General features: G+C 67.8%; 18 protein-coding genes. 11 read left to right on the top strand and 7 right to left on the bottom strand.

All coding sequences use genetic code 11. The annotated features are described in order from the left end of the window. The first annotated feature begins 3 nt into the window (after positions 1-3). Complete coding sequence (gene arsJ, locus ACFQ0E_RS15660; RefSeq protein ID WP_386825379.1) at positions 4-1,233, top strand: organoarsenical effux MFS transporter ArsJ; 1,230 nt, start codon at positions 4-6, stop codon at positions 1,231-1,233. 54 nt (positions 1,234-1,287) lie between these two features. On the opposite strand, the gene ACFQ0E_RS15655 is transcribed toward arsJ, so the two are convergent. The 5 genes from ACFQ0E_RS15655 to ACFQ0E_RS15635 all read right to left on the bottom strand — a co-directional run bounded on the left by ACFQ0E_RS15655 (position 1,288) and on the right by ACFQ0E_RS15635 (position 6,508). Next, positions 1,288-1,833, bottom strand: a complete 546-nt coding sequence (locus ACFQ0E_RS15655; RefSeq protein ID WP_386825377.1) for a DUF411 domain-containing protein — start codon at positions 1,831-1,833, stop codon at positions 1,288-1,290. 56 nt (positions 1,834-1,889) lie between these two features. After that, the gene (locus ACFQ0E_RS15650) at positions 1,890-2,891 is read right to left on the bottom strand and encodes a copper resistance protein B (RefSeq protein WP_386825375.1); all 1,002 of its coding nucleotides are present in this window, start codon (positions 2,889-2,891) and stop codon (positions 1,890-1,892) included. 5 nt (positions 2,892-2,896) lie between these two features. Then, complete coding sequence (locus tag ACFQ0E_RS15645; protein ID WP_386825373.1) at positions 2,897-4,726, bottom strand: copper resistance system multicopper oxidase; 1,830 nt, start codon at positions 4,724-4,726, stop codon at positions 2,897-2,899. Between the two features lie 69 nt (positions 4,727-4,795). Then, on the bottom strand, positions 4,796-5,215 hold the full coding sequence (locus tag ACFQ0E_RS15640; protein WP_386825371.1) for a CopL family metal-binding regulatory protein: 420 nt from the start codon (positions 5,213-5,215) through the stop codon (positions 4,796-4,798). 27 nt (positions 5,216-5,242) lie between these two features. Then, the gene (locus tag ACFQ0E_RS15635) at positions 5,243-6,508 is read right to left on the bottom strand and encodes an NAD(P)/FAD-dependent oxidoreductase (protein ID WP_386825369.1); all 1,266 of its coding nucleotides are present in this window, start codon (positions 6,506-6,508) and stop codon (positions 5,243-5,245) included. Between the two features lie 61 nt (positions 6,509-6,569). On the opposite strand from ACFQ0E_RS15635, the gene ACFQ0E_RS15630 reads away from it, so the two are divergent. From ACFQ0E_RS15630 to ACFQ0E_RS15615, 4 genes are read left to right on the top strand one after another with little or no spacing between them, the layout of a single operon-like run. Beyond that, positions 6,570-7,481 carry a dihydrodipicolinate synthase family protein gene (locus ACFQ0E_RS15630; RefSeq protein WP_386825368.1) on the top strand — a complete coding sequence of 304 codons (912 nt, stop codon included), beginning with the start codon at positions 6,570-6,572 and terminating at the stop codon, positions 7,479-7,481. Between the two features lie 13 nt (positions 7,482-7,494). Then, complete coding sequence (locus tag ACFQ0E_RS15625) at positions 7,495-8,553, top strand: 4-hydroxyproline epimerase (RefSeq protein WP_386825366.1); 1,059 nt, start codon at positions 7,495-7,497, stop codon at positions 8,551-8,553. Between the two features lie 32 nt (positions 8,554-8,585). After that, entirely contained in the window at positions 8,586-10,025 is a 1,440-nt protein-coding gene (locus ACFQ0E_RS15620) for an aldehyde dehydrogenase family protein (RefSeq protein ID WP_386825364.1), read from the top strand. Between the two features lie 10 nt (positions 10,026-10,035). Beyond that, a complete protein-coding gene (locus ACFQ0E_RS15615) occupies positions 10,036-10,680 on the top strand; it encodes a GntR family transcriptional regulator (protein ID WP_386825362.1) in 645 nt (214 codons plus the stop codon). Between the two features lie 57 nt (positions 10,681-10,737). Here the strand turns inward: ACFQ0E_RS15615 and ACFQ0E_RS15610 are convergent, their stop codons facing one another. Both ACFQ0E_RS15610 and ACFQ0E_RS15605 read right to left on the bottom strand, forming a co-directional pair. Further along, positions 10,738-12,240 carry an aldehyde dehydrogenase gene (locus tag ACFQ0E_RS15610; protein ID WP_386825361.1) on the bottom strand — a complete coding sequence of 501 codons (1,503 nt, stop codon included), beginning with the start codon at positions 12,238-12,240 and terminating at the stop codon, positions 10,738-10,740. A 23-nt stretch (positions 12,241-12,263) separates the two neighbouring features. Continuing rightward, positions 12,264-12,812: a cupin domain-containing protein gene (locus ACFQ0E_RS15605; protein WP_386825359.1), complete on the bottom strand. Its 549-nt coding sequence runs from the start codon at positions 12,810-12,812 to the stop codon at positions 12,264-12,266. Between the two features lie 159 nt (positions 12,813-12,971). Here ACFQ0E_RS15605 and ACFQ0E_RS15600 point away from each other — a divergent pair, with 159 nt between their 5' ends. From ACFQ0E_RS15600 to ACFQ0E_RS15575, 6 genes are all read left to right on the top strand, one after another. After that, positions 12,972-14,345 (top strand): aspartate aminotransferase family protein, encoded by a 1,374-nt coding sequence (locus ACFQ0E_RS15600; protein WP_386825357.1) that lies wholly within the window; start codon positions 12,972-12,974, stop codon positions 14,343-14,345. 79 nt (positions 14,346-14,424) lie between these two features. Next, positions 14,425-15,540, top strand: a complete 1,116-nt coding sequence (gene ald, locus ACFQ0E_RS15595; RefSeq protein ID WP_386825355.1) for an alanine dehydrogenase — start codon at positions 14,425-14,427, stop codon at positions 15,538-15,540. A 142-nt stretch (positions 15,541-15,682) separates the two neighbouring features. Then, the gene (locus tag ACFQ0E_RS15590) at positions 15,683-17,167 is read left to right on the top strand and encodes a CoA-acylating methylmalonate-semialdehyde dehydrogenase (RefSeq protein ID WP_386825353.1); all 1,485 of its coding nucleotides are present in this window, start codon (positions 15,683-15,685) and stop codon (positions 17,165-17,167) included. Positions 17,168-17,206: 39 nt separating this feature from the next. After that, positions 17,207-17,515, top strand: coding sequence for a hypothetical protein (locus ACFQ0E_RS15585; RefSeq protein WP_386825351.1), 309 nt, complete (start codon positions 17,207-17,209; stop codon positions 17,513-17,515). A 20-nt stretch (positions 17,516-17,535) separates the two neighbouring features. Beyond that, entirely contained in the window at positions 17,536-18,234 is a 699-nt protein-coding gene (locus tag ACFQ0E_RS15580) for an SIR2 family NAD-dependent protein deacylase (RefSeq protein WP_386825349.1), read from the top strand. Further along, complete coding sequence (locus tag ACFQ0E_RS15575) at positions 18,231-18,941, top strand: SIR2 family NAD-dependent protein deacylase (protein ID WP_386825347.1); 711 nt, start codon at positions 18,231-18,233, stop codon at positions 18,939-18,941. The genes ACFQ0E_RS15580 and ACFQ0E_RS15575 overlap by 4 nt, the downstream gene beginning before the upstream one ends. Position 18,942 lies beyond the last annotated feature (1 nt).

Raw genomic sequence — 18,942 nt, 5'->3', positions numbered from 1 at the left:
ACGATGAGCATGCAGTCGCGCCTGTCGTCCGATGTCCGCCAGTACCTGCTGATCACCGGCAACTACTGGGCCTTCACCCTGACCGACGGCGCGCTGCGCATGCTGGTGGTGCTGCATTTCCACGCACTGGGCTACAGCCCGCTGCAGGTGGCGCTGCTGTTCCTGTTCTACGAGATCTTCGGCGTCGTCACCAACCTGATCGGCGGCTGGCTGGGCGCACGGATCGGGCTCAACCGGACGATGAACATCGGCCTTGCGATGCAGGTCGTCGCGCTGTCGATGCTCATCGTGCCCGCCGCGTGGCTGACCGTGCCCTGGGTGATGTCGGCGCAGGCACTGTCGGGCATGGCCAAGGATCTCAACAAGATGAGTGCCAAGAGCAGCATCAAGCTGCTCGTGCCCGGCGATCGGCAAGGCACGCTGTTCCGCTGGGTCGCGGCGCTCACCGGCTCGAAGAACGCGCTCAAGGGCATCGGTTTCTTCCTCGGCGGCGCCCTGCTCACGGCGGTGGGCTTCACGCAGGCGGTGGCGATCATGGCCGGCGCGCTGCTTCTCGTCTGGCTGGCGAGCCTAGTCCTGCTCAAGCGCGATCTCGGCAAGGCCCAGGCCAAGCCGAAGTTCCGCGAGATCCTCTCCAAGAGCCGCGCGATCAACCTGCTCTCGGCAGCGCGCCTGTTCCTGTTCGGCGCACGCGACGTGTGGTTCGTCGTCGCCCTGCCCGTCTTCCTGTCGACCTCGCTGGGGTGGGATTTCTGGCGGATCGGCGGCTTCATGGCCGCGTGGATCATCGGCTACGGCCTCGTGCAGTCGCTGGCGCCGTATTTCACCGGGCGTCGCAGCGGTCGCACGCCGGATGGCCGGGTCGCCTGCCTGTGGGCGATCGGCCTGACCGTCGTGCCTGCGGCGATGGCGCTGCTGCTGGCGCGCGGGTACGACGCGCAGACGGTACTGATCGCGGGGCTGGTCGTGTTCGGCGTGCTGTTCGCGATCAATTCCTCGCTGCACAGCTATCTGATCGTCAGCTACGCGAGCGAAGACGGCGTCTCGCTCGACGTCGGCTTCTACTACATGGCCAACGCACTCGGCCGGCTGATCGGCACGGTGCTGTCGGGCTGGGTCTTCCAGGCTGCGGGCATCGGCGCCTGCCTGATGATCTCCGCGGCCTTCGTCGCAGCGGCAGCGCTGATTTCGCTCGCACTGCCGCGCCACAGGATCACCACATCGACGACGTGATCCGACCGGCAGGGCTTCACGCCCGGCCGGTCATTCAGGCATCTCGATCTCTGCTTACTTGCCGTGTCGGCTGAAGACGCGGGTCTTGCCGTCGCGGCCCACCAGTTCCACGGCATAGGCTTCCACCGTGCCGTCGGGCACTTCCATGCCAGGCGAACCCAGCGGCATGCCGGGTACGGTCAGTCCACGCGCTGCCGGCTTCTCCGCGAGCATGCGCTTCACGTCTGCGGCGGGCACGTGGCCCTCGACGAAATAGCCGCCGACTTCCGCCGTGTGGCAGGACCCCTTGCCGTAGGGCACGCCGAGACGCGCCTTCACCGCACCGAGGTCGGCGAGATCGCGGGTCTGCACCTTGAAGCCCGCCTGCTCCATGTGCTTGACCCAGACCTTGCAGCAGCCGCAGGTCGGGGTCTTGTAGACCACCATCGTCGGCAGGGCGGCGATCAGGCCGCCGGGCTTCGCGGGTGCGCGGGCGGGCGATGCCGCGGCGGCGGACGTCGGCACCTTCGCAGGCGCGACGGGTTTCTGCGGCGCCGCCTGCGCCATCGCCAGCAGGGGCAGCAGGCCGGCAAGCGCCAGCAGGGTCGTGGTGGTTTTCATCGGTCGTGTCCTCATGAATGTGTGTTCCCTGGCGATGGTGGTTGACTGCGCGCGCGTCAGAACCAGACGCGCATGCCGATCACCGCCCGTGTCTCTTCGGTGCCCTCGCCTTCCTCGCGCTGCAGGTCGGCGGTCCTGCCGACACTGCGTTCGTGGACGATGCCGACGTAGGGCGCGAAGCGGCGGGTGATTTCGTAGCGCAACCGCAACCCGGCTTCGATCCCGCCCAGACCGCTGCCGATGCCGCGTTCGACTTTGGTACGTCCGTGGAGTTCCACCTCGATCGAGGGTTGCAGGATCAGGCGATTGGTCAGCAGCAGTTCGCGCTCGGCTTCGAGGACCAGCGCGGTCTGCCCGCCTTCGCCTGCATAGAACGTGGCTTCGACCTCGAACTTCTGCGGTGCCAGCCCCATCACGCCGACTGCGGCGAAACTGCGGCTGTCGCCCGGCTTGAAGTCGTGGCGCACGCCCGCCACCACGTCCCACCAGGCCGAAATACTGCGGCCGTAGAGCAGTTCGAGATCCGCCGCATGGGTCTCGCCCGCCTCGCGCTCGCCAGCACTGCGTATCCAGAGGCGATCGGTATCGGTACCGATCCAGGCCTCCGCTTCCCAATGCAAGCCGGTGCCGTGGTCGGCGTCCCAGGCTTCGAGGCGGTCGACGCGGTAGAAGCGATGGAGGCTGCTGCCGTGCGACATCGTGTGACGGAGAGGCCGGTTCGCAGCGGCACGATCGGCGTCGGTGATCGGCGGAATCGGCGTCTTCGGCTGCGAGGCATCGGGCGATGCATGCTTCGAGTGATCAATGCCCGAGTGATCCATCGTCGAATGATCCATGCCCGAATGATCCATCTTCGAGTGATCGACGTCTGTCGCAGGCGCCTTCGGCGGCGACTCGGGCTTCGCAGGCGGGTTTTCCTGGTGCTGGTGCGCGTGACCATGCTCGTCATGCCCACCATGCGACTGCGCATGCACGCCATGCAGCGGCACGAACGCCAGCAGCGCCAGTGCGAGCGCGCTGAGCCTTGTGAACGGACGTGTCGTCGTACGTGCGGTCATGCGCTTCATTCGACCACCCGCACTTCGCGCATCATGCCCGACTCCATGTGGTACAGCAGGTGGCAGTGGTAGGCCCAGCGGCCCAGCGCATCGGCACGCACGCGATAGCTGCGTTTGCTGCCCGGCGGCATGTCGACGGTGTGCTTGCGCACCAGGAATTCGCCCTGCTCGTCTTCGAGATCGCTCCACAGGCCGTGCAGGTGGATCGGATGCGTCATCATCGTGTCGTTGACCAGGGTGATGCGCATGCGCTCGCCGTAGTTCAGGCGCAGCGGCTCGGCATCGTCGAACTTCATGCCGTCGAAGCTCCAGGCGAACTTCTCCATGTGCCCGGTCAGGTGCAGTTCGACCGTGCGCCCCGGCTCGCGACCGTCGGGATCCTCGAACAGGCTGCGCAGCATCGCGTAGCGCAACACGTCGCGGCCGTTGTCGCGCAGGCCGATGCCGGGATCGTCGAGCTTGGGCACCGGCATCATCGTCTGCATGTCGACCAGCGGATTGCCGCGCTCGCTCTCCGGATGCGACTGCATGCCGCTGCTGCCGTGGTCCATGCCGGCGTGGTTCGTGCTGCCATGGTTCATGCCACCGTGGCCCATGTGCGCGCCGCAGCCGCCTTCCATCAGTTTCGATGCCGGCGCACTGCCCTGCTCGCTACCGTGCGCGGAATGGTCCATGCCTCCGTGCCCCATGTCGGCCATGGTCAGCAGCGGGCGCGGATCGATATCCGGCACCGGCGCACGCAAGCCTTCGCGCACCGCCAGCGTGCCGCTGACATAGCCAGTGCGCCCCATGTCCTGGGCGAAGACGGTGAAGGCGTCCTGCCCGCTCGGCTCGACGATGATGTCGTAGGTCTCGGCCGGCGCGATGCGGAATTCGTCGACGCTGACCGGATGCACGTACTGGCCGTCCGCCGCGACCACGCGCAGCTTCAGGCCCGGGATGCGCACGTCGAAATAGGTCATCGCCGCCGCGTTGATGAAGCGCAGTCGGATCTTCTCGCCGCTGCGGAAAAGCCCCGTCCAGTTGCCCAGCGAGGTCGTGCCATTCATCAGGTAGGTGTAGGTATGCGCATTGACGTCCGACAGGTCGGTCGGCGTCATCCGCATCGTGCCCCAGGCACGACGATCCGCGAGCGTGGCCTTCAGGCCGTCGCGCTTCGCATCGCGCAGGAAGTCGGTGACGGTGCGCTGGTAGGTGTTGTCGTGCATCGCCATCTTCTTCAGGCGACGGAACAGTGCGGCCGGCGCCATGTCGGTCCAGTCGGACAGGATCACCACGTAATCGCGGTCGCAGGCGAAGGGCTCGGGTTCGGCGGGATCGACGATCATCGCGCCGTACAGGCCGGCCTGTTCCTGGAAGCCGGAATGGCTGTGGTACCAGTAGGTGCCGCCCTGGCGCAGGGTGAAACGGTAGTGCCAGGTCTCGCCAGGCGCGATGCCGTCGAAGCTCATGCCCGGCACGCCGTCCATGTCGGCCGGCAGCAGGATGCCGTGCCAGTGGATCGAGGTGTCGGTGCCGTGGACGGAGCCGCGCGGCAGCGCGTTGGTGACGCGGACGTTGACGGTGTCGCCCTCGCGCCAGCGCAGCACCGGCGCCGGCAGCATGCCGTTGACGGTGACGCCGGGACGGGTGCGGCCGGTGATGTTGACCGGCGTTTCGCCGATGACGAGGTCGAATTCGGTGCCGGACAGGATTTCGGGCTGCCCGGGGGATTTCAGCGCCCACAGCGGGCGGGCGTGCAGGCCGAGGCCGGTGGCGACGCCACCGAGCGCCAGCCCTTGCACGAAGCGGCGGCGCGACAGACCCGGCCCGGGGCCGGATGGATCGAAGGACATGGTTGACTCCGGAGCAATAGACGATGACGCGTCAATCGTTCGACGCGGTGGTCGTGGCGTTTGCCGGAATCAGGCGATGGGAGGTCGGATGCGGTCGCGCAGGTGCGGATCGGGCTGCGTGGCCACCGTGATCGGCAGCGGGCCCGCAGCGGGCGCGAGGGTCAGGTGCAGGCGCGGGACGCCGGGGATCGACACGGCACAGTGCTGGGCACAGCTGCTGCGGCAATCGCCATGGTCGTCGCAGCAATCGCCGTCGTCGGCTGGCGCAGGCGACTGGCTCGGTGGCGCATGGTCGGCCGGCGCCGCATCGTGGCAGCCACCGGCCTCCGCGTCGTCCGCCACGTCCACCGCCATGGCAGGTACGTGGTCCATGGCCGGGACCGCATGCGCGGGCGCCGCGATCATCGCGGCATGCACCGCCGGCACCGATCCGTTGAGGATCAGCGCGAGGCAGAGCATGAAGCGGAGCAGCACGGCGAGCGGCGACATGGGCGCAAGGATAGCGCCATCCGCGACTCAGTCGGCGAAACGCTGCAGGTCGAACGGCGCAACGGCCGATGCACCCTCAGGATCGTCGAGCAGCGTCAGGACCCGATCGGCCGTCACGGCGGCGAGGGTCAGGCCGAGGTGCTGGTGGCCGAAGGCATAGCAGACATTGCCCGCGGTCCGGCTGCGGCCGATCGCGGGCAGGTAGTCCGGCAGCGTCGGCCGCGCGCCACACCAGGCCTCGGGCTCGCCGCGCACCGGCAGGCCCAGTGCGACCGCATGCGCACGCAGGCGTTGCCACTTGCGCACGTCCGGCGGCAAACCGGGCGGCACGAACTCCACGAAGCCGGCAAGCCGCAGTCCCCCGTCGAAGCGCGTCAGGATCACCGAACGGTCCTCGAACACCAGCGGCGGCAGGTCCGGCCAGTCGTGGTTGCGCCACTGCAGGTGGTAGCCGCGCTCCTCGATCAGCGGCGCGTGCTCGCCAAGATCCGCCATCAGCGATCGCGAACCGGGACCGGCAGCGATCAGGATGCGATCGGCATCGATCCGACGACTATCATCGAGCACGATCCCGGCCCGCCCGTCGGCATGCGCCAGTCCGGCGACGCCCGCGCGCAGCCACTGCCCGCCCCGGTCGAGCAAAGCCTCGCGCAGGGCCCGCATCAGCTTGCCCGTATCCGAGACCTGGGCGCTGCCCTCGAAGCAGAGGCCGGCGCGCAGCGGTAGATCCAATCGGGCCTGCAACATGGCCAGGGCCCTGTCCGCCAGCGGGGTCGCGCGGGCCTCGCCGATATCGCCATCGAGCCAGGCGGCCAGACCGCGCCGTTCGCTGTCGGCGCTCTCCCATACCACCCAATGCCCCTCCTCGCGCAGCAGTCCCGGGCGACCGATGTCCTGCAGCAGTCGCCGCCACGCCGGTACCGCGTCGGCGAGCAGACCACGCAGCGCCTGCTGGCCGGCGGCGTGGCGGCGCGGCGAACAGGCGCGCAGAAACTGCCACAGCCATGGCGCGATCGACCATGGACGCGGCACGTCCACGGGCCCGCCGCGACCGAACCAGCGTCGCGGCAGCGAGCGCAACGTGGCCCATGAAGCCAGCGGCGCGACCTGCTCGATCGCGATGTGCCCGGCGTTGCCCCAGGAGGCAGCCTGGCCGTCGTGCATCGGATCGATCACAAGACAGTCAACGCCGGCCAGGCGCAGCCGCAGGGCGCAGGCCAGTCCGACCACGCCGCCACCGATGACAACCACACGCCCGTCGGCCCCATCCTGCCGGTTCGCCAGTGCCGCCATGCCATTGCCCCGAAGCCTGAATGTCATTTAGTATACGATATACATACTTTCGGAGATCGACATGCAAGTGCTTCCCTGCCCCTGGCACGGCGTCATTCCTGCCGCCACCACCCAGTTCGACGCATCGCTGGCGGTGGACATCCCGGCGACTCGCCAAGTCCAGGACGCGCTGGTCCGCGACGGGGTCCACGGGATGATCGTCATCGGCACCGTGGGCGAGAACAATTCGCTGGAGCGCGAGGAGAAGCTCGCGGTGATCGCGTCGGCCGCCGAAGCCGCCGGCGGGCGCATTCCGGTCATTGCGGGCGTTTCCGAACTGACCACGCCGCGCGCCTGCGCCTTCGCCGCAGCCGCCGAGCAGGCCGGCGCGACCGGGCTGATGGTGCTGCCGGCGATGGTCTACGTCCCGGCCGAACACGAACTGGAAGCGCATTTCCGCGCCGTCGCCGCCAGCACCTCGCTGCCGGTCATGCTCTACAACAATCCGCCGGCCTACCGGGTCAGCATCGGCGCGCGCACGCTGGCGAACCTCGCCGACGTGCCGAACATCGTCGCCGTGAAGGAAAGCGCGCCCGATCCGCGCCGCTTCACCGATCTCTACAACATGTGCGGCGACCGCTACGTGCTGTTCGCCGGGCTGGACGACGTGGCGCTGGAAGGCCTGGTGCTCGGCGCACGCGGCTGGGTGTCGGGCCTGACCAACGTGTTCCCGCGCGAGTCGATCGCGCTCTGGGACGCGGTGCAGCGCAATGACCTCGCCACGGCGCTGAAGATCTACCGCTGGTTCATGCCGCTGCTACACCTCGACGCCGAACACGATCTCGTGCAGTCGATCAAGCTCGCCGAAGCAGTGATGGGTCGCGGCTCCGAGCGCGTGCGCATGCCGCGCATGCCGCTGCAGGGCGCGCGTCGTGCCGAAGTGATCCGACTGGTCGAAGCGGCGGACGCCGCGCGGCCATCACTCGGCCTGTAACCGGAGATCACGCATGGACGACCAGATCGCTGCCGCAAGCACCGCTGTCCGCGATATCGCCCTCGGACAACAGCGCCGTCATATCTTCGAATGCATCGACGGCCATACCGCAGGCAATCCGGTGCGCCTGGTCGTCGAAGGCAGGCCCGCCCTGCGCGACGGCAGCATGAGCGAGCGGCGGCAGGAATTCCTGGCGACATGCGACTGGATCCGCACCGGCCTGATGTTCGAGCCGCGCGGTCACGACATGATGTCCGGCGGGTTCTTCTACCCGCCTCAGTCGCCGGAGGCCGATGTCGGCATCCTGTTCATCGAAACCAGCGGCTGCCTGCCGATGTGCGGCCACGGCACGATCGGTCTGTTGACCTTCGGCCTCGAATACGGTCACATCGTGCCGAAGACCCCGGGCCAGCTGGTCGTCGAAGTCCCGGCCGGCACGCTGCGGATCGATTACGCGATGGACGCCGGCCGCGTCCATTCCGTGAAGATCCGCAACGTGCCGAGCTACCTGGCGATCCGGGACCTCGCGATCGAGGTCCCGGGCTTCGGCCCGCTCACCCTCGACGTCGCCTACGGCGGCAACTACTACGCCATCGTCGAACCGCAGGGCGCCTACACCGGCCTGGACGCGCTCGGCGCTGCGCGCCTCATCGAACTCAGCCGCACGATCCGCAGCCTCGTCCGCGACATGGTCGAACCGGTGCATCCGATCGACCCGACGATTCGCGGCGTCAGCCACGTGCTCTGGGCAGACGCGCCGTCGGCACCCGATGCCGATGGTCGCAATGCCGTGTTCTACGGCGAACGCGCGATCGACCGCAGTCCCTGCGGCACCGGGACCTCGGCACGGATGGCGCAGCTCGCGGCGCGCGGCCGGCTGTCGGTCGGCGACAGCTACGTGCACGAAAGCTACATCCGCAGCCGCTTCATCGGCCGCGTCGAAACCGCCACGACGCTGGGAGAATTCCCGGCGATCGTGCCCTCGATCGAAGGCAGTGCCTACGCCACCGGCTTCAACCGCCTCTGGATCGACGACGACGAGCCCTTCCCGGCCGGGTTCGTGGTGGTCTGATCCCTTCCCCTCATTTTTCCAGCGACAACGCCATGACCGAAGTCCTCACCCTCGCCCACCACATCGCCGGTCGCGATGTCGACGCCTCCGTCGCGCTCGAACAGCGCAACCCGCATGCGCCCGACGACCTGAGCGTGCAACTGCCCGAGGGCAGCGCCGATGATGTCGACACGGCCGTCGCGGCCGCGCGTGCGGCGCAGCGCACATTGACGGGCGGCGGCATCGAGGCCCGTGCCGACGCACTCGCCCGTATCGCACGCGCGCTCGTCATCGATCTCGAACCGATGGCGATGCTCATCGCCCGCGAGACCGGAAAGACCCTGCGCGATGCGCGGATGGAGACGATGCGCGCCGCGCGGATCTTCGATTTCTTCGCAGGCGAGGCGCTGCGCATCGTCGGCGAACGCTACGAGTCCACGCGCAACGGCGCGATGGTCGAAGTCATGCACGTGCCGGTGGGCACGGTCGGCCTGATCACGCCCTGGAATTTCCCGATCGCGATCCCGGTCTGGAAGATCGCCCCTGCGCTGGCCTTCGGCAACGCGGTGGTGTGGAAGCCATCGGAAGTGTCCTCCGCTACGGCAGCGCGACTGATGCGCCACATCGCTGCGGCAGGCCTGCCTGCGGGCAGCGTCAACATGGTGCTCGGTGCCGGCACGGCGGGTACGGCGATCACCGCGCACGAGGGCATCGAGGCGGTGTCGTTCACCGGCTCGGAAGCCACCGGCGCCCGCGTGCGCCAGACGGTCTCCGCGCGCAACGGCCGTCTGCAGCTGGAAATGGGCGGCGTGAACGGCCTGATCGTGCTGGCCGACGCCAACCTCGACATCGCCGTCGACTGCGCGGTCAATGGCGCCTACTTCGCCGCCGGCCAGCGCTGCACCGCGACGTCGCGGATCATCGTCGAGGACGCCGTCGCCGGGCGCTTCATCGGCGCCGTCCGCCAGAAACTGCAGACGCTGCGCATCGGCGACCCGCGCGATGCGGCCACCGACATCGGCCCGCTGGCCAATCCGCGCCAGAAACAGCGCGTCACCGCGCAGGTCGATGCGGTGCGTGCCGAAGGCGCGGCGCTGGCCATCGGCGGAACGCTGTCTCAGGACGACGATTGCCACGTTCCGCCGATGCTGTTCGACGATCTGGACAATCGCAGCCTGATCGCGCGCGAGGAAATCTTCGGCCCGGTGGCCGGGCTGTTCCGCGTGCGCGACTTCGAACATGCGCTTGAAACGCTCAACGACAGCCGTTACGGGCTCTCCGCAGGTTTGTGCACGTCCTCGCTCCGGCATGCCGAAACGTTCAAACGCGGGGCGCGTGCGGGTATGCTGATGGTCAACCTGCCGACAGCAGGCGTGGACTACCACGCACCATTCGGCGGCGAAGGCGCTTCCAGCCATGGCCCCCGGGAACAGGGGCGGGCCGCCCGGGCCTTCTACACCTCACTTCGCACCACTTACCAACACCCGGGGTAGCTCCACCGCCATGGTCATTGCCGCCAAGACGCTGTCCGAACAGGCTTTCGAAATCATCCGCGAGCGCATCCTCTCCACCGAGCTCGCGCCGATGACGCCGATCCGCCAGGACGCCTTGGCCGATGAACTGGGCATCAGCAAGATCCCGCTGCGCGAAGCCCTGACCCGCCTCGAACAGCAGGGCCTGCTCAGTTCGCATCCGAACCGGGGCTTCACCGTCTCCGCGCTCACCCCGGAAGAGGCGGAGGACGTGTTCTGTCTGCGCCTGAAACTCGAACCAGAAGCCGCCGGCGCCGCCTGCCTGGTCGCCGATGATGCGCGCCGCGACACCGCGATCTCCGCGCTCAGCGGCCTGGAAGCGATGCTCCGCGACGACCCCGTCAACGCGGTGCGCTACAACCGCAACTTCCATCTGGCGCTGGTGCAGAACCCGCTGCGCAAGCAGACCGCGCACATGGTCGAGCGCCTGCACTTGGTCGCCGAACGCTACGTGCGCAAGCATCTCGAACCGGCAGGCCGCAACGAGCGCGCCGATCGCGAACACCGCGACATCCTCAACGCCTGGCTGGCGCGCGACGCCGCGACCGTGGAAGCCAAGCTGACCATGCACCTGCAGACCACGCTGGACGAGCTGCGCGAGGAAGTGGCGCGCTGACGCGCCTCGGAACACCCTCACCCCGGCCCTCCCCCGCACGCGGGGGAGGGAGACATCTCAGGTCGCGAGATTGATCCAGGTCGCCTTGACCTCGGTGTACTTCTCGAAGGCGTGCAGCGACTTGTCGCGGCCGTTGCCGGACTGCTTGTAGCCGCCGAAGGGCGCGGTCATGTCGCCGCCGTCCCAGTAGTTCACCCAGACGCTGCCGGCGCGGAGCTTGCGCGCGACGCGATGCGCGCGGCCGATGTCGCGGGTCCACACGCCCGCCGCCAGGCCGTACTCGGTGTCGTTGGCCATGCGGAGGGCGTCGGACTCGTCGTCGAAGGCGATCACCGACAGCACCGGGCCGAAGATTTCCTCGCGGGCGATCGTGTGGCCGTGCTCGACGCCGTCGAACACCGTCGGCTCGATGTAGCAGCCGCCCGCGACTACGTCGGCACGCTCGCCGCCGAGCAGCACGCGCCCGCCCTCGGCGCGGCCCTTGGCGATGTAGTCGAGGACGCGTGCGGTCTGGCTTTCATCGACCATCGCGCCCATCGGCGCGCCGGGATCGAGCGGATGGCGTGGACGCATGGCGCGCCCGGCCTCGACCACGGCCGCGACGAACTCGTCCTTGATCGAACGTTCGACCAGCAGCCGCGATGCGGCGGTGCAGACCTCGCCCTGGTTGTAGAAGATGCCGCCCGCCGCGGCCTTCGCGGCCTGCGCCAGGTCCGGCGCGTCGGCGAAGACGATGTTCGGGCTCTTGCCGCCGCATTCCATGTAGGCACGTTTCATGTTCGAACGCCCGGCGCACTGCAGCAGGTGCTTGCCGACGGCGGTCGAACCGGTGAAAACGAGGCCGTCGACGTCCATGTGCAGGGCCAGCGGCTCGCCGGCGCCCTTGCCGAAGCCCGGCACCACGTTCAGCACGCCGGCGGGGATGCCCGCCTCCATCGCCAGTTCGGCGAGGCGGATCGCAGTCAGCGGCGACTTCTCGGACGGCTTGAGCACCACCGAATTGCCGGTTGCCAGCGCCGGGGCGATCTTCCAGGTCGCCATCAGCATCGGGAAATTCCACGGCACGATCGCGCCGACCACGCCCAGCGGTTCACGGGTGATCAGGCCCAGCTCGTCCGGACCGGTCGCGGCCACTTCGCCGTAGACCTTGTCCAGCGCCTCGCCGGTCCAGGCCATGCAGCGGATGGTCGCGGCGACGTCCACGGCCCGGGCGTCGGACACCGGCTTGCCCATGTCCAGCGATTCGAGTAGCGCCAACTCATCGCCATGCTGTTCAATGAGTTGCGCGAACCTGATGAGAATCTTCTTTCGATACGCAGGCTTCGCGTTCGCCCAGCGTCCGGCCTCGAAACTCCGCCGGGCCGCTGCGACGGCGCGCTCGATGTCCTCGCCTTCGCACTCGGCCACCCGGCCCAGCACGCGGCCGTCGATCGGGCTGATGCAGTCGAAGGTCCTGCCGCTGGCGGCGTCGACGAAGCGGCCGTCGATGAAGGCCTGAGTACGGAAGCTCAGGCCGGCGGCGAGCGCCTGCCAGCCATCGAGGGTGCGGGGTGCGTTCAAGGGGGAGTCTCCGGGACGAAGCGTCAGAAAGTCGGCGGGGTGCTGGCGCTCACGATCATCACATCGGTGTCGCCGACATTGCGGAAGCGATGCGGGATGCGGCATTCGAAGTAGTAGGCCTCGCCGGGGCCGAGCACGCGGACCTGGTCGCCGACGGTGATCTCGACCTGGCCGGACAGCACCACGCCGCCCTCCTCGCCCTCGTGGGTGATCATCACTTCGCCGGTGTCGCTGCCGGGCTGCATCACCTCGCGCAGCACGCACATCTGCCGCTGCGGACGGCGATGGCCGACGAGGAAGTAATGGATGTCGTTGTTGCCGACGTCGGGCTGTTCCTCTGCCGTGTAGAACGGGGTATCGGCCGGGTCGGCCTCGATGTCCATCGTGAAGAAATCGGCCATCGAGATCGGAATGCCATCGAGCACCTTCTTCAGCGAGCTGACCGACGGACTGACCTTGTTCTGCTCGATCAGCGAGATCGTGCTGTTGGTGACCCCGACGCGCTTGGCCAGCTCGCGCTGGCTCAAACCCTTGCTCTTGCGGACCAGCTGAAGACGCGCACCGATATCCATGGAACCCCAGCGACTCTGATGATGCAGATACTTTACATCGATAATGCCGTGCAGCATTTGTGCACAATCGAGCGACAGTTGTAAAGTTTTTTCAACGCGCTAAGCTTGGCGGCATCGTGCGGGCGCGGCGCCGGCACGGACGACCGCATCGGAGACCGCATGCACGACGATCCGCAGACCCACCCGGATTACACCGCGCACTACAGTCGCGAAGCGACCCGCGCCCCGGAGGCCCTGGACGCATTCTGGATGCCGTTCTCGGCCAACCGCCAGTTCAAGTCCGCGCCGCGCCTGATGGCCAGCGCCTCGGGCATGTTCTACCGCACGGTCGACGGCCGGGAAGTGCTCGACGGCACCGGCGGCCTGTGGTGCTGCAACGCCGGCCACGCCCGCCCGCGCATCGTCCAGGCCGTGCAGCAGCAGATCGCAACCCTGGACTTCGCCCCGACCTTCCAGATGGGCCACCCACTGCCCTTCACCCTGGCCGAGCGTCTCTCGGCGATCGCGCCGGGCCACCTCAACCACGTCTTCTTCACCAATTCCGGCTCGGAATCGGTCGACACCGCGCTGAAGATCGCCCTCGCCTATCACCGCGCCCGCGGCGAAGGCCAGCGCACGCGCCTGATCGGCCGGGAAAAGGGCTACCACGGCGTCGGCTTCGGCGGCATTTCGGTCGGCGGCCTGCCCAACAACCGCAAGTTCTTCGGCAGCCTGCTCCCGGGCGTGGACCACCTGCGCCACACCCTCGACCTGCAGCGCAACGCCTTCAGCCGCGGCCTGCCCGAGCACGGCGCCGAACTGGCCGACGACCTGGAACGCCTGGTCCTGCTCCACGACGCCAGCACCATCGCCGCCGTCATCGTCGAGCCCGTCGCCGGCTCGGCCGGCGTGGTCCTGCCGCCAAAGGGCTATCTCAAGCGCCTGCGCGAGATCTGCGACAAACACGGCATCCTGCTGATCTTCGACGAAGTGATCACCGGCTTCGGCCGCGTCGGCAAGGCCTTCGCCGCGCAGCGCTTCGACGTGATGCCGGACATGATCACCACCGCCAAGGGCCTGACCAACGGCTGCGTGCCGATGGGCGCGGTGTTCGTGTCCGACGCCATCCACGACGCCTTCATGCACGGCCCGGGCAACATGATCGAGCTGTTCCACGGCTACACCTATTCGGGCCATCCCCTGGCCTGCGCCGCGGCCCTGGCCACGCTGGACACCTATGCCGAGGAAGGGCTGTTCGAGCAGGCGATCACCCTGGAGGAGCGCTGGGCCGATGCCATCCACGGCCTGCGCGACCTGCCCAACGTGATCGACATCCGCAACATCGGCCTGATCGGTGCGATCGAACTGGCGCCGCGCCCCGGGGCGCCGGGCACTCGCGCCTACGACGTGTTCACCCGCTGCTTCCACGAAGAGAACCTGCTGATCCGGGTCACCGGCGACGTGATCGCGCTGTCGCCGCCGCTGATCCTGACCGAGGCGCATATCGATAGAATTTTCCGGACACTTGCGCATGTGATCGCCGAAACGGCCTAATGCGCGCGCCCGCAAGCGGCCGGCGCGCGGGCGTCTCGTTCACGTTGTCCCTCTTCCCTACTCTATTCGGTACTCAGCCATGCTGATCGGCGTCCCCAAGGAAATCAAGAATCACGAATACCGCATCGGCCTGACCCCGGCCGGCGCTCGCGAACTGGCGCGCAATGGCCACAAGGTCATGGTCCAGCGCGACGGCGGCAAGGCCATCGGCCTCACCAACGAGATGTACGAGAAAGCCGGCGCGGAGATCGTCGACACCGCGGAGGAAATCTTCCGCCGCGCCGAGATGATCATCAAGGTGAAGGAGCCGCAGCCGGTCGAATACGCGATGCTGCGCGAAGGCCAGCTGCTCTACACCTACCTGCATCTCGCCCCCGATCCGGACCAGACCGCCGGCCTCGTGAAGTCGGGCTGCACCGCGATCGCCTACGAAACCGTCACCGACCGCAAGGGCGGCCTGCCGCTGCTGGCGCCGATGTCGGAAGTCGCCGGTCGCATGTCGATCCAGGCCGGCGCGCACGCGCTGGAGAAGGCCCAGGGCGGTTCGGGCGTGCTGCTCGGTGGCGTGCCGGGCGTGAAGCCGGCGGAAGTGCTGGTGATCGGCGGCGGCGTGGTCGGCATCAACGCCGCGCGCATGGCCATGGGCATGAACGCCCACGTCACCATCCTCGACCGCTCGCTGGACCGCCTGAAGTACCTCGACGAGCTCTACGGCCACCAGCTGACCACGATCTACTCGACCCACGACGCCATCGAGGAGCGCCTGCCCGAGACCGACCTGGTCATCGGCGCCGTGCTGATCCCCGGTGCCGCCGCGCCGAAGCTCGTCTCGCGCGACCAGCTCAAGCTGATGCGCCCGGGCTCGGTGCTGGTGGACGTCGCGATCGACCAGGGCGGCTGCTTCGAGACCTCCAAGGCCACCACCCACCAGAACCCGACCTACGAGGTCGACGGCATCATCCACTACTGCGTCGCCAACATGCCCGGCGGCGTCGCCCGCACCTCCACCTTCGCCCTGACCAACGCCACCCTGCCCTTCGCGGTGCAGCTGGCGAACAAGGGCCCGAAGAAGGCGATGCTGGACGACGAGCACCTGCTGAACGGCCTGAACGTCCACGCCGGCAAGATCACGTACAAGGCCGTCGCCGACGACCTGGGCTACGAGTACGTGCCGGCGGCTCAGGCGCTGGGTTGATCCACCCGTTCCCGGGCGTTGCATCGCCCGGGATTTCCCCATCGCGCCTTCGGATGACGAGGGCGCGGTGGCGACATCGCATGAACCGCGATGCAGCAGGGCGGAACTGGTGGCCATTCCCGATCACCGCGCTGGAGCATCCATGCAGACAATCCCACACCTCATCGGCGGTCACGCCACAGAAACCTCGACGCGCCACGCCGACGTCTTCGACCCCGCGACCGGGGCGGTCACCAGACGCGTTGCACTGGCCTCCGCCGATGACGTGCGCGCGGCGGTCGATGCCGCGCAGGCCGCGTTTCCCGGCTGGGCCGCGACCACGCCGCTGAATCGCGCACGGGTCATGTTCCGCTTCAAGGAACTGCTCGAACGCCACGCCGGCGATCTCGCGGCGATCATCACCTCCGAACACGGCAAGGTCCTATCCGATGCGCGCGGCGAAGTCACGCGCGGCCTGGAGGTGGTCGAGTTCGCCTGCGGCATCCCGCACCTGGTGAAGGGCGAGCACTCGATGAACGTCGGTCGCGACGTCGATTCGTGGAGCGAATACGCGCCGCTGGGCGTGGTCGCCGGCATCACACCGTTCAATTTCCCGGCGATGGTGCCGCTGTGGATGTTCCCGGTCGCCATCGCCTGCGGCAACACCTTCGTGCTCAAGCCGTCCGAGCGCGATCCGTCGGCCGCGAACTTCATGGCCGATCTGCTCAAGCAGGCCGGCCTGCCCGATGGCGTGTTCAACGTCGTCCACGGCGACAAGGTCGCGGTCGATGCCCTGCTCGACGAGCCGCGCGTGCAGGCGATCAGCTTCGTCGGTTCCACGCCGATCGCCGAGTACATCTATGCGCGCGGCAGCGCCAACGGCAAGCGCGTGCAGGCGCTGGGCGGCGCGAAGAACCACATGGTCGTGCTGCCCGACGCCGATCTCGATGGCGCGGTCTCGGCGCTGCTCGGCGCCGGCTACGGCTCCGCCGGCGAACGCTGCATGGCGATCTCCGTGGCCGTGTGCGTCGGCGACGCCACCGCTGATGCGCTGGTCGCGAAGCTCGCGCCGAAGGTCGCCGCGCTGAAGATCGGCCCCGGCTGTCTTGATCCGGAAATGGGCCCGCTGGTCACCGGCGCGCATCGCGACAAGGTGCGCGGGTATGTCGATGCCGGCGTTGCGGAAGGCGCGACGCTGGTCGTGGACGGTCGCGGCCACGCGGTCGAGGGCCATGCCGCCGGCTTCTTCCTCGGCGGCTGCCTGTTCGACCGCGTCACCCCGGAGATGACGATCTACCGCGAGGAGATCTTCGGCCCGGTGCTGTGCGTGGTCCGCGTGCCCGACTTCGACACCGCGCTGCGCCTGGTGAACGCACACGAATACGGCAACGGCACCGCGATCTTCACCCGCGACGGCGGCGCCGCACGCGAATTCGCGCATCGCGTGCAGGCCGGCATGGTCGGCGTGAACGTGCCGATCCCGGTGCCCATGGCCTTCCACAGCTTCGGTGGCTGGAAGCGCTCGATCTTCGGCCCGCTGCACGTCCATGGTCCGGACGGCGTGCGCTTCTACACGCGTCTGAAGACCATCACCGCGCGCTGGCCGGAGACGCATCACGCGGAATTCGTGATGCCGACAATGAAGTGATACTAACGGATGACACTGACTGTCGACGTCTACATCAGAATGCCGAACAACGACCTGGAGCGTCTGGAGCTACCTTCCGACCTTGCAGGGTTCGAAAGCACGAGATACACGTTCTATGGCTCCGATTTCGCGAAGTCCATGGGACTCAAGCTGTTTCCATTGCTTGCAGAAGAATATTGGTTTGAATTTGAAGGCGACGAACTGGATGAACTGAGGCGAGAAGCGGTCATGCTCTACGAGCACGTCATCGAAACCGAGGTCGGAGGATACTGGGCCTTTCGCATTAACAACATCTTGAACGCTATCGATGCAGCACGGCACTTCGATGGCCTGGTCAGAATCTGGTAATTCGGCATTAACCGAAGAACATGAAGATCAATTCCAACAAGATCGTCATCCTCTCCGGCTCCGGCATCAGCGCCGAGAGCGGCCTGCCGACCTTCCGCGACGCCAACGGGCTGTGGCGCAACCTGGACTGGCGCCAGCTCGCCAGCCCCGAAGGCTGGCGCGCGCATCCGGAGCTGGTACTGGAGTTCTACAACGAACGTCGTGCGCTGGCGGCGCAGGCGCTGCCCAACGCCGCGCATCGCGCGCTGGCAGAGCTGCAGTCGAAATACGAGGTGGTGATCATCACCCAGAACGTCGACGACCTGCACGAACGCGCCGGCTCGACGAACGTGATCCATCTGCACGGCGAACTGATGTGGGCGCGCGGGACCTCGCCGCGTCGCCTGCGTCGCCACATCGGCGCCGCACCGATCCGCATGGGCGACCTGTGCGAGGACGGCACGCAGCTGCGCCCCGACATCGTCTGGTTCGGCGAGGCGGTCGAGGCCATGGGCCTCGCCGAGGGAGAGATGGTCGATGCCGGCAAGGTGCTGGTCGTCGGCACCTCGCTCACAGTCTACCCCGCCGCCTCGCTCACGCTGTACGCGCATGCGGATGCCGAAAAGGCGGTCTGCGCGCTCGAACTGGACGAAGTGCCCTCCGGCTACACGATGCTGCAGGGCACCGCCACCGCGCACGTGCCCGCACTGGTGAAGCGCTTGCTCGACGAGGTCGCATGAAGGCGCCGATCGAACCCGACAAGATCGTCGTCCTCTCCGGTGCCGGCATCAGCGCCGAAAGCGGGATCCCGACGTTTCGCGACAACGGCGGTCTCTGGCACCAGCACGCCATCCACGACGTCGCAACGCCTGCCGGCTGGGCCCGCAATCCGCAGCTGGTGCTCGATTTCTACAACGAACGCCGGGCTGCAGCCGCACTGGCGCAGCCCAATCCTGCCCATGTGGCACTCGCCGAGCTGGAGCAGCGCTACAACGTCGTCGTGCTCACCCAGAACATCGACGACCTGCACGAGCGCGCCGGCTCGAAAAACGTGATTCACCTGCACGGCGAGCTGGCATGGGCGCGGGGCACGTCGCCTCGCGGATTGCGCAGGCACATCGGCGCCGCACCGATCGCCCTCGGCGACCTCTGCGAGGACGGCAGCCAGCTGCGGCCGGACATCGTCTGGTTCGGCGAACCGGTCGAACGCATGGCGCAGGCCGTCGCCGAAATCCGCACTGCCGCGAAGGTACTGGTCGTCGGCACCTCGCTGACGGTCTTTCCGGTCGCATCACTGGTCAAGAAAGCGCGCTGGCACGCCGAGAAAGTGCTCTGCGGACTGGATGTCGAGCGTCGGCCCGCCGGTTACACCCTGCTGCGAGGCGCGGCGGGCAACATCGTTCCGGGCCTGGTGCGTCGCTGGATGACGCAGGCACCGACGCACTGAT

It is taken from the genome of Lysobacter brunescens, from assembly GCF_042677005.1.
GTDB classification, from domain to species: domain Bacteria; phylum Pseudomonadota; class Gammaproteobacteria; order Xanthomonadales; family Xanthomonadaceae; genus Lysobacter_I; species Lysobacter_I brunescens.
The sequence above is the reverse complement of the archived record's forward strand: the minus strand, read 5'-3'. Positions and strand labels throughout refer to the sequence as shown.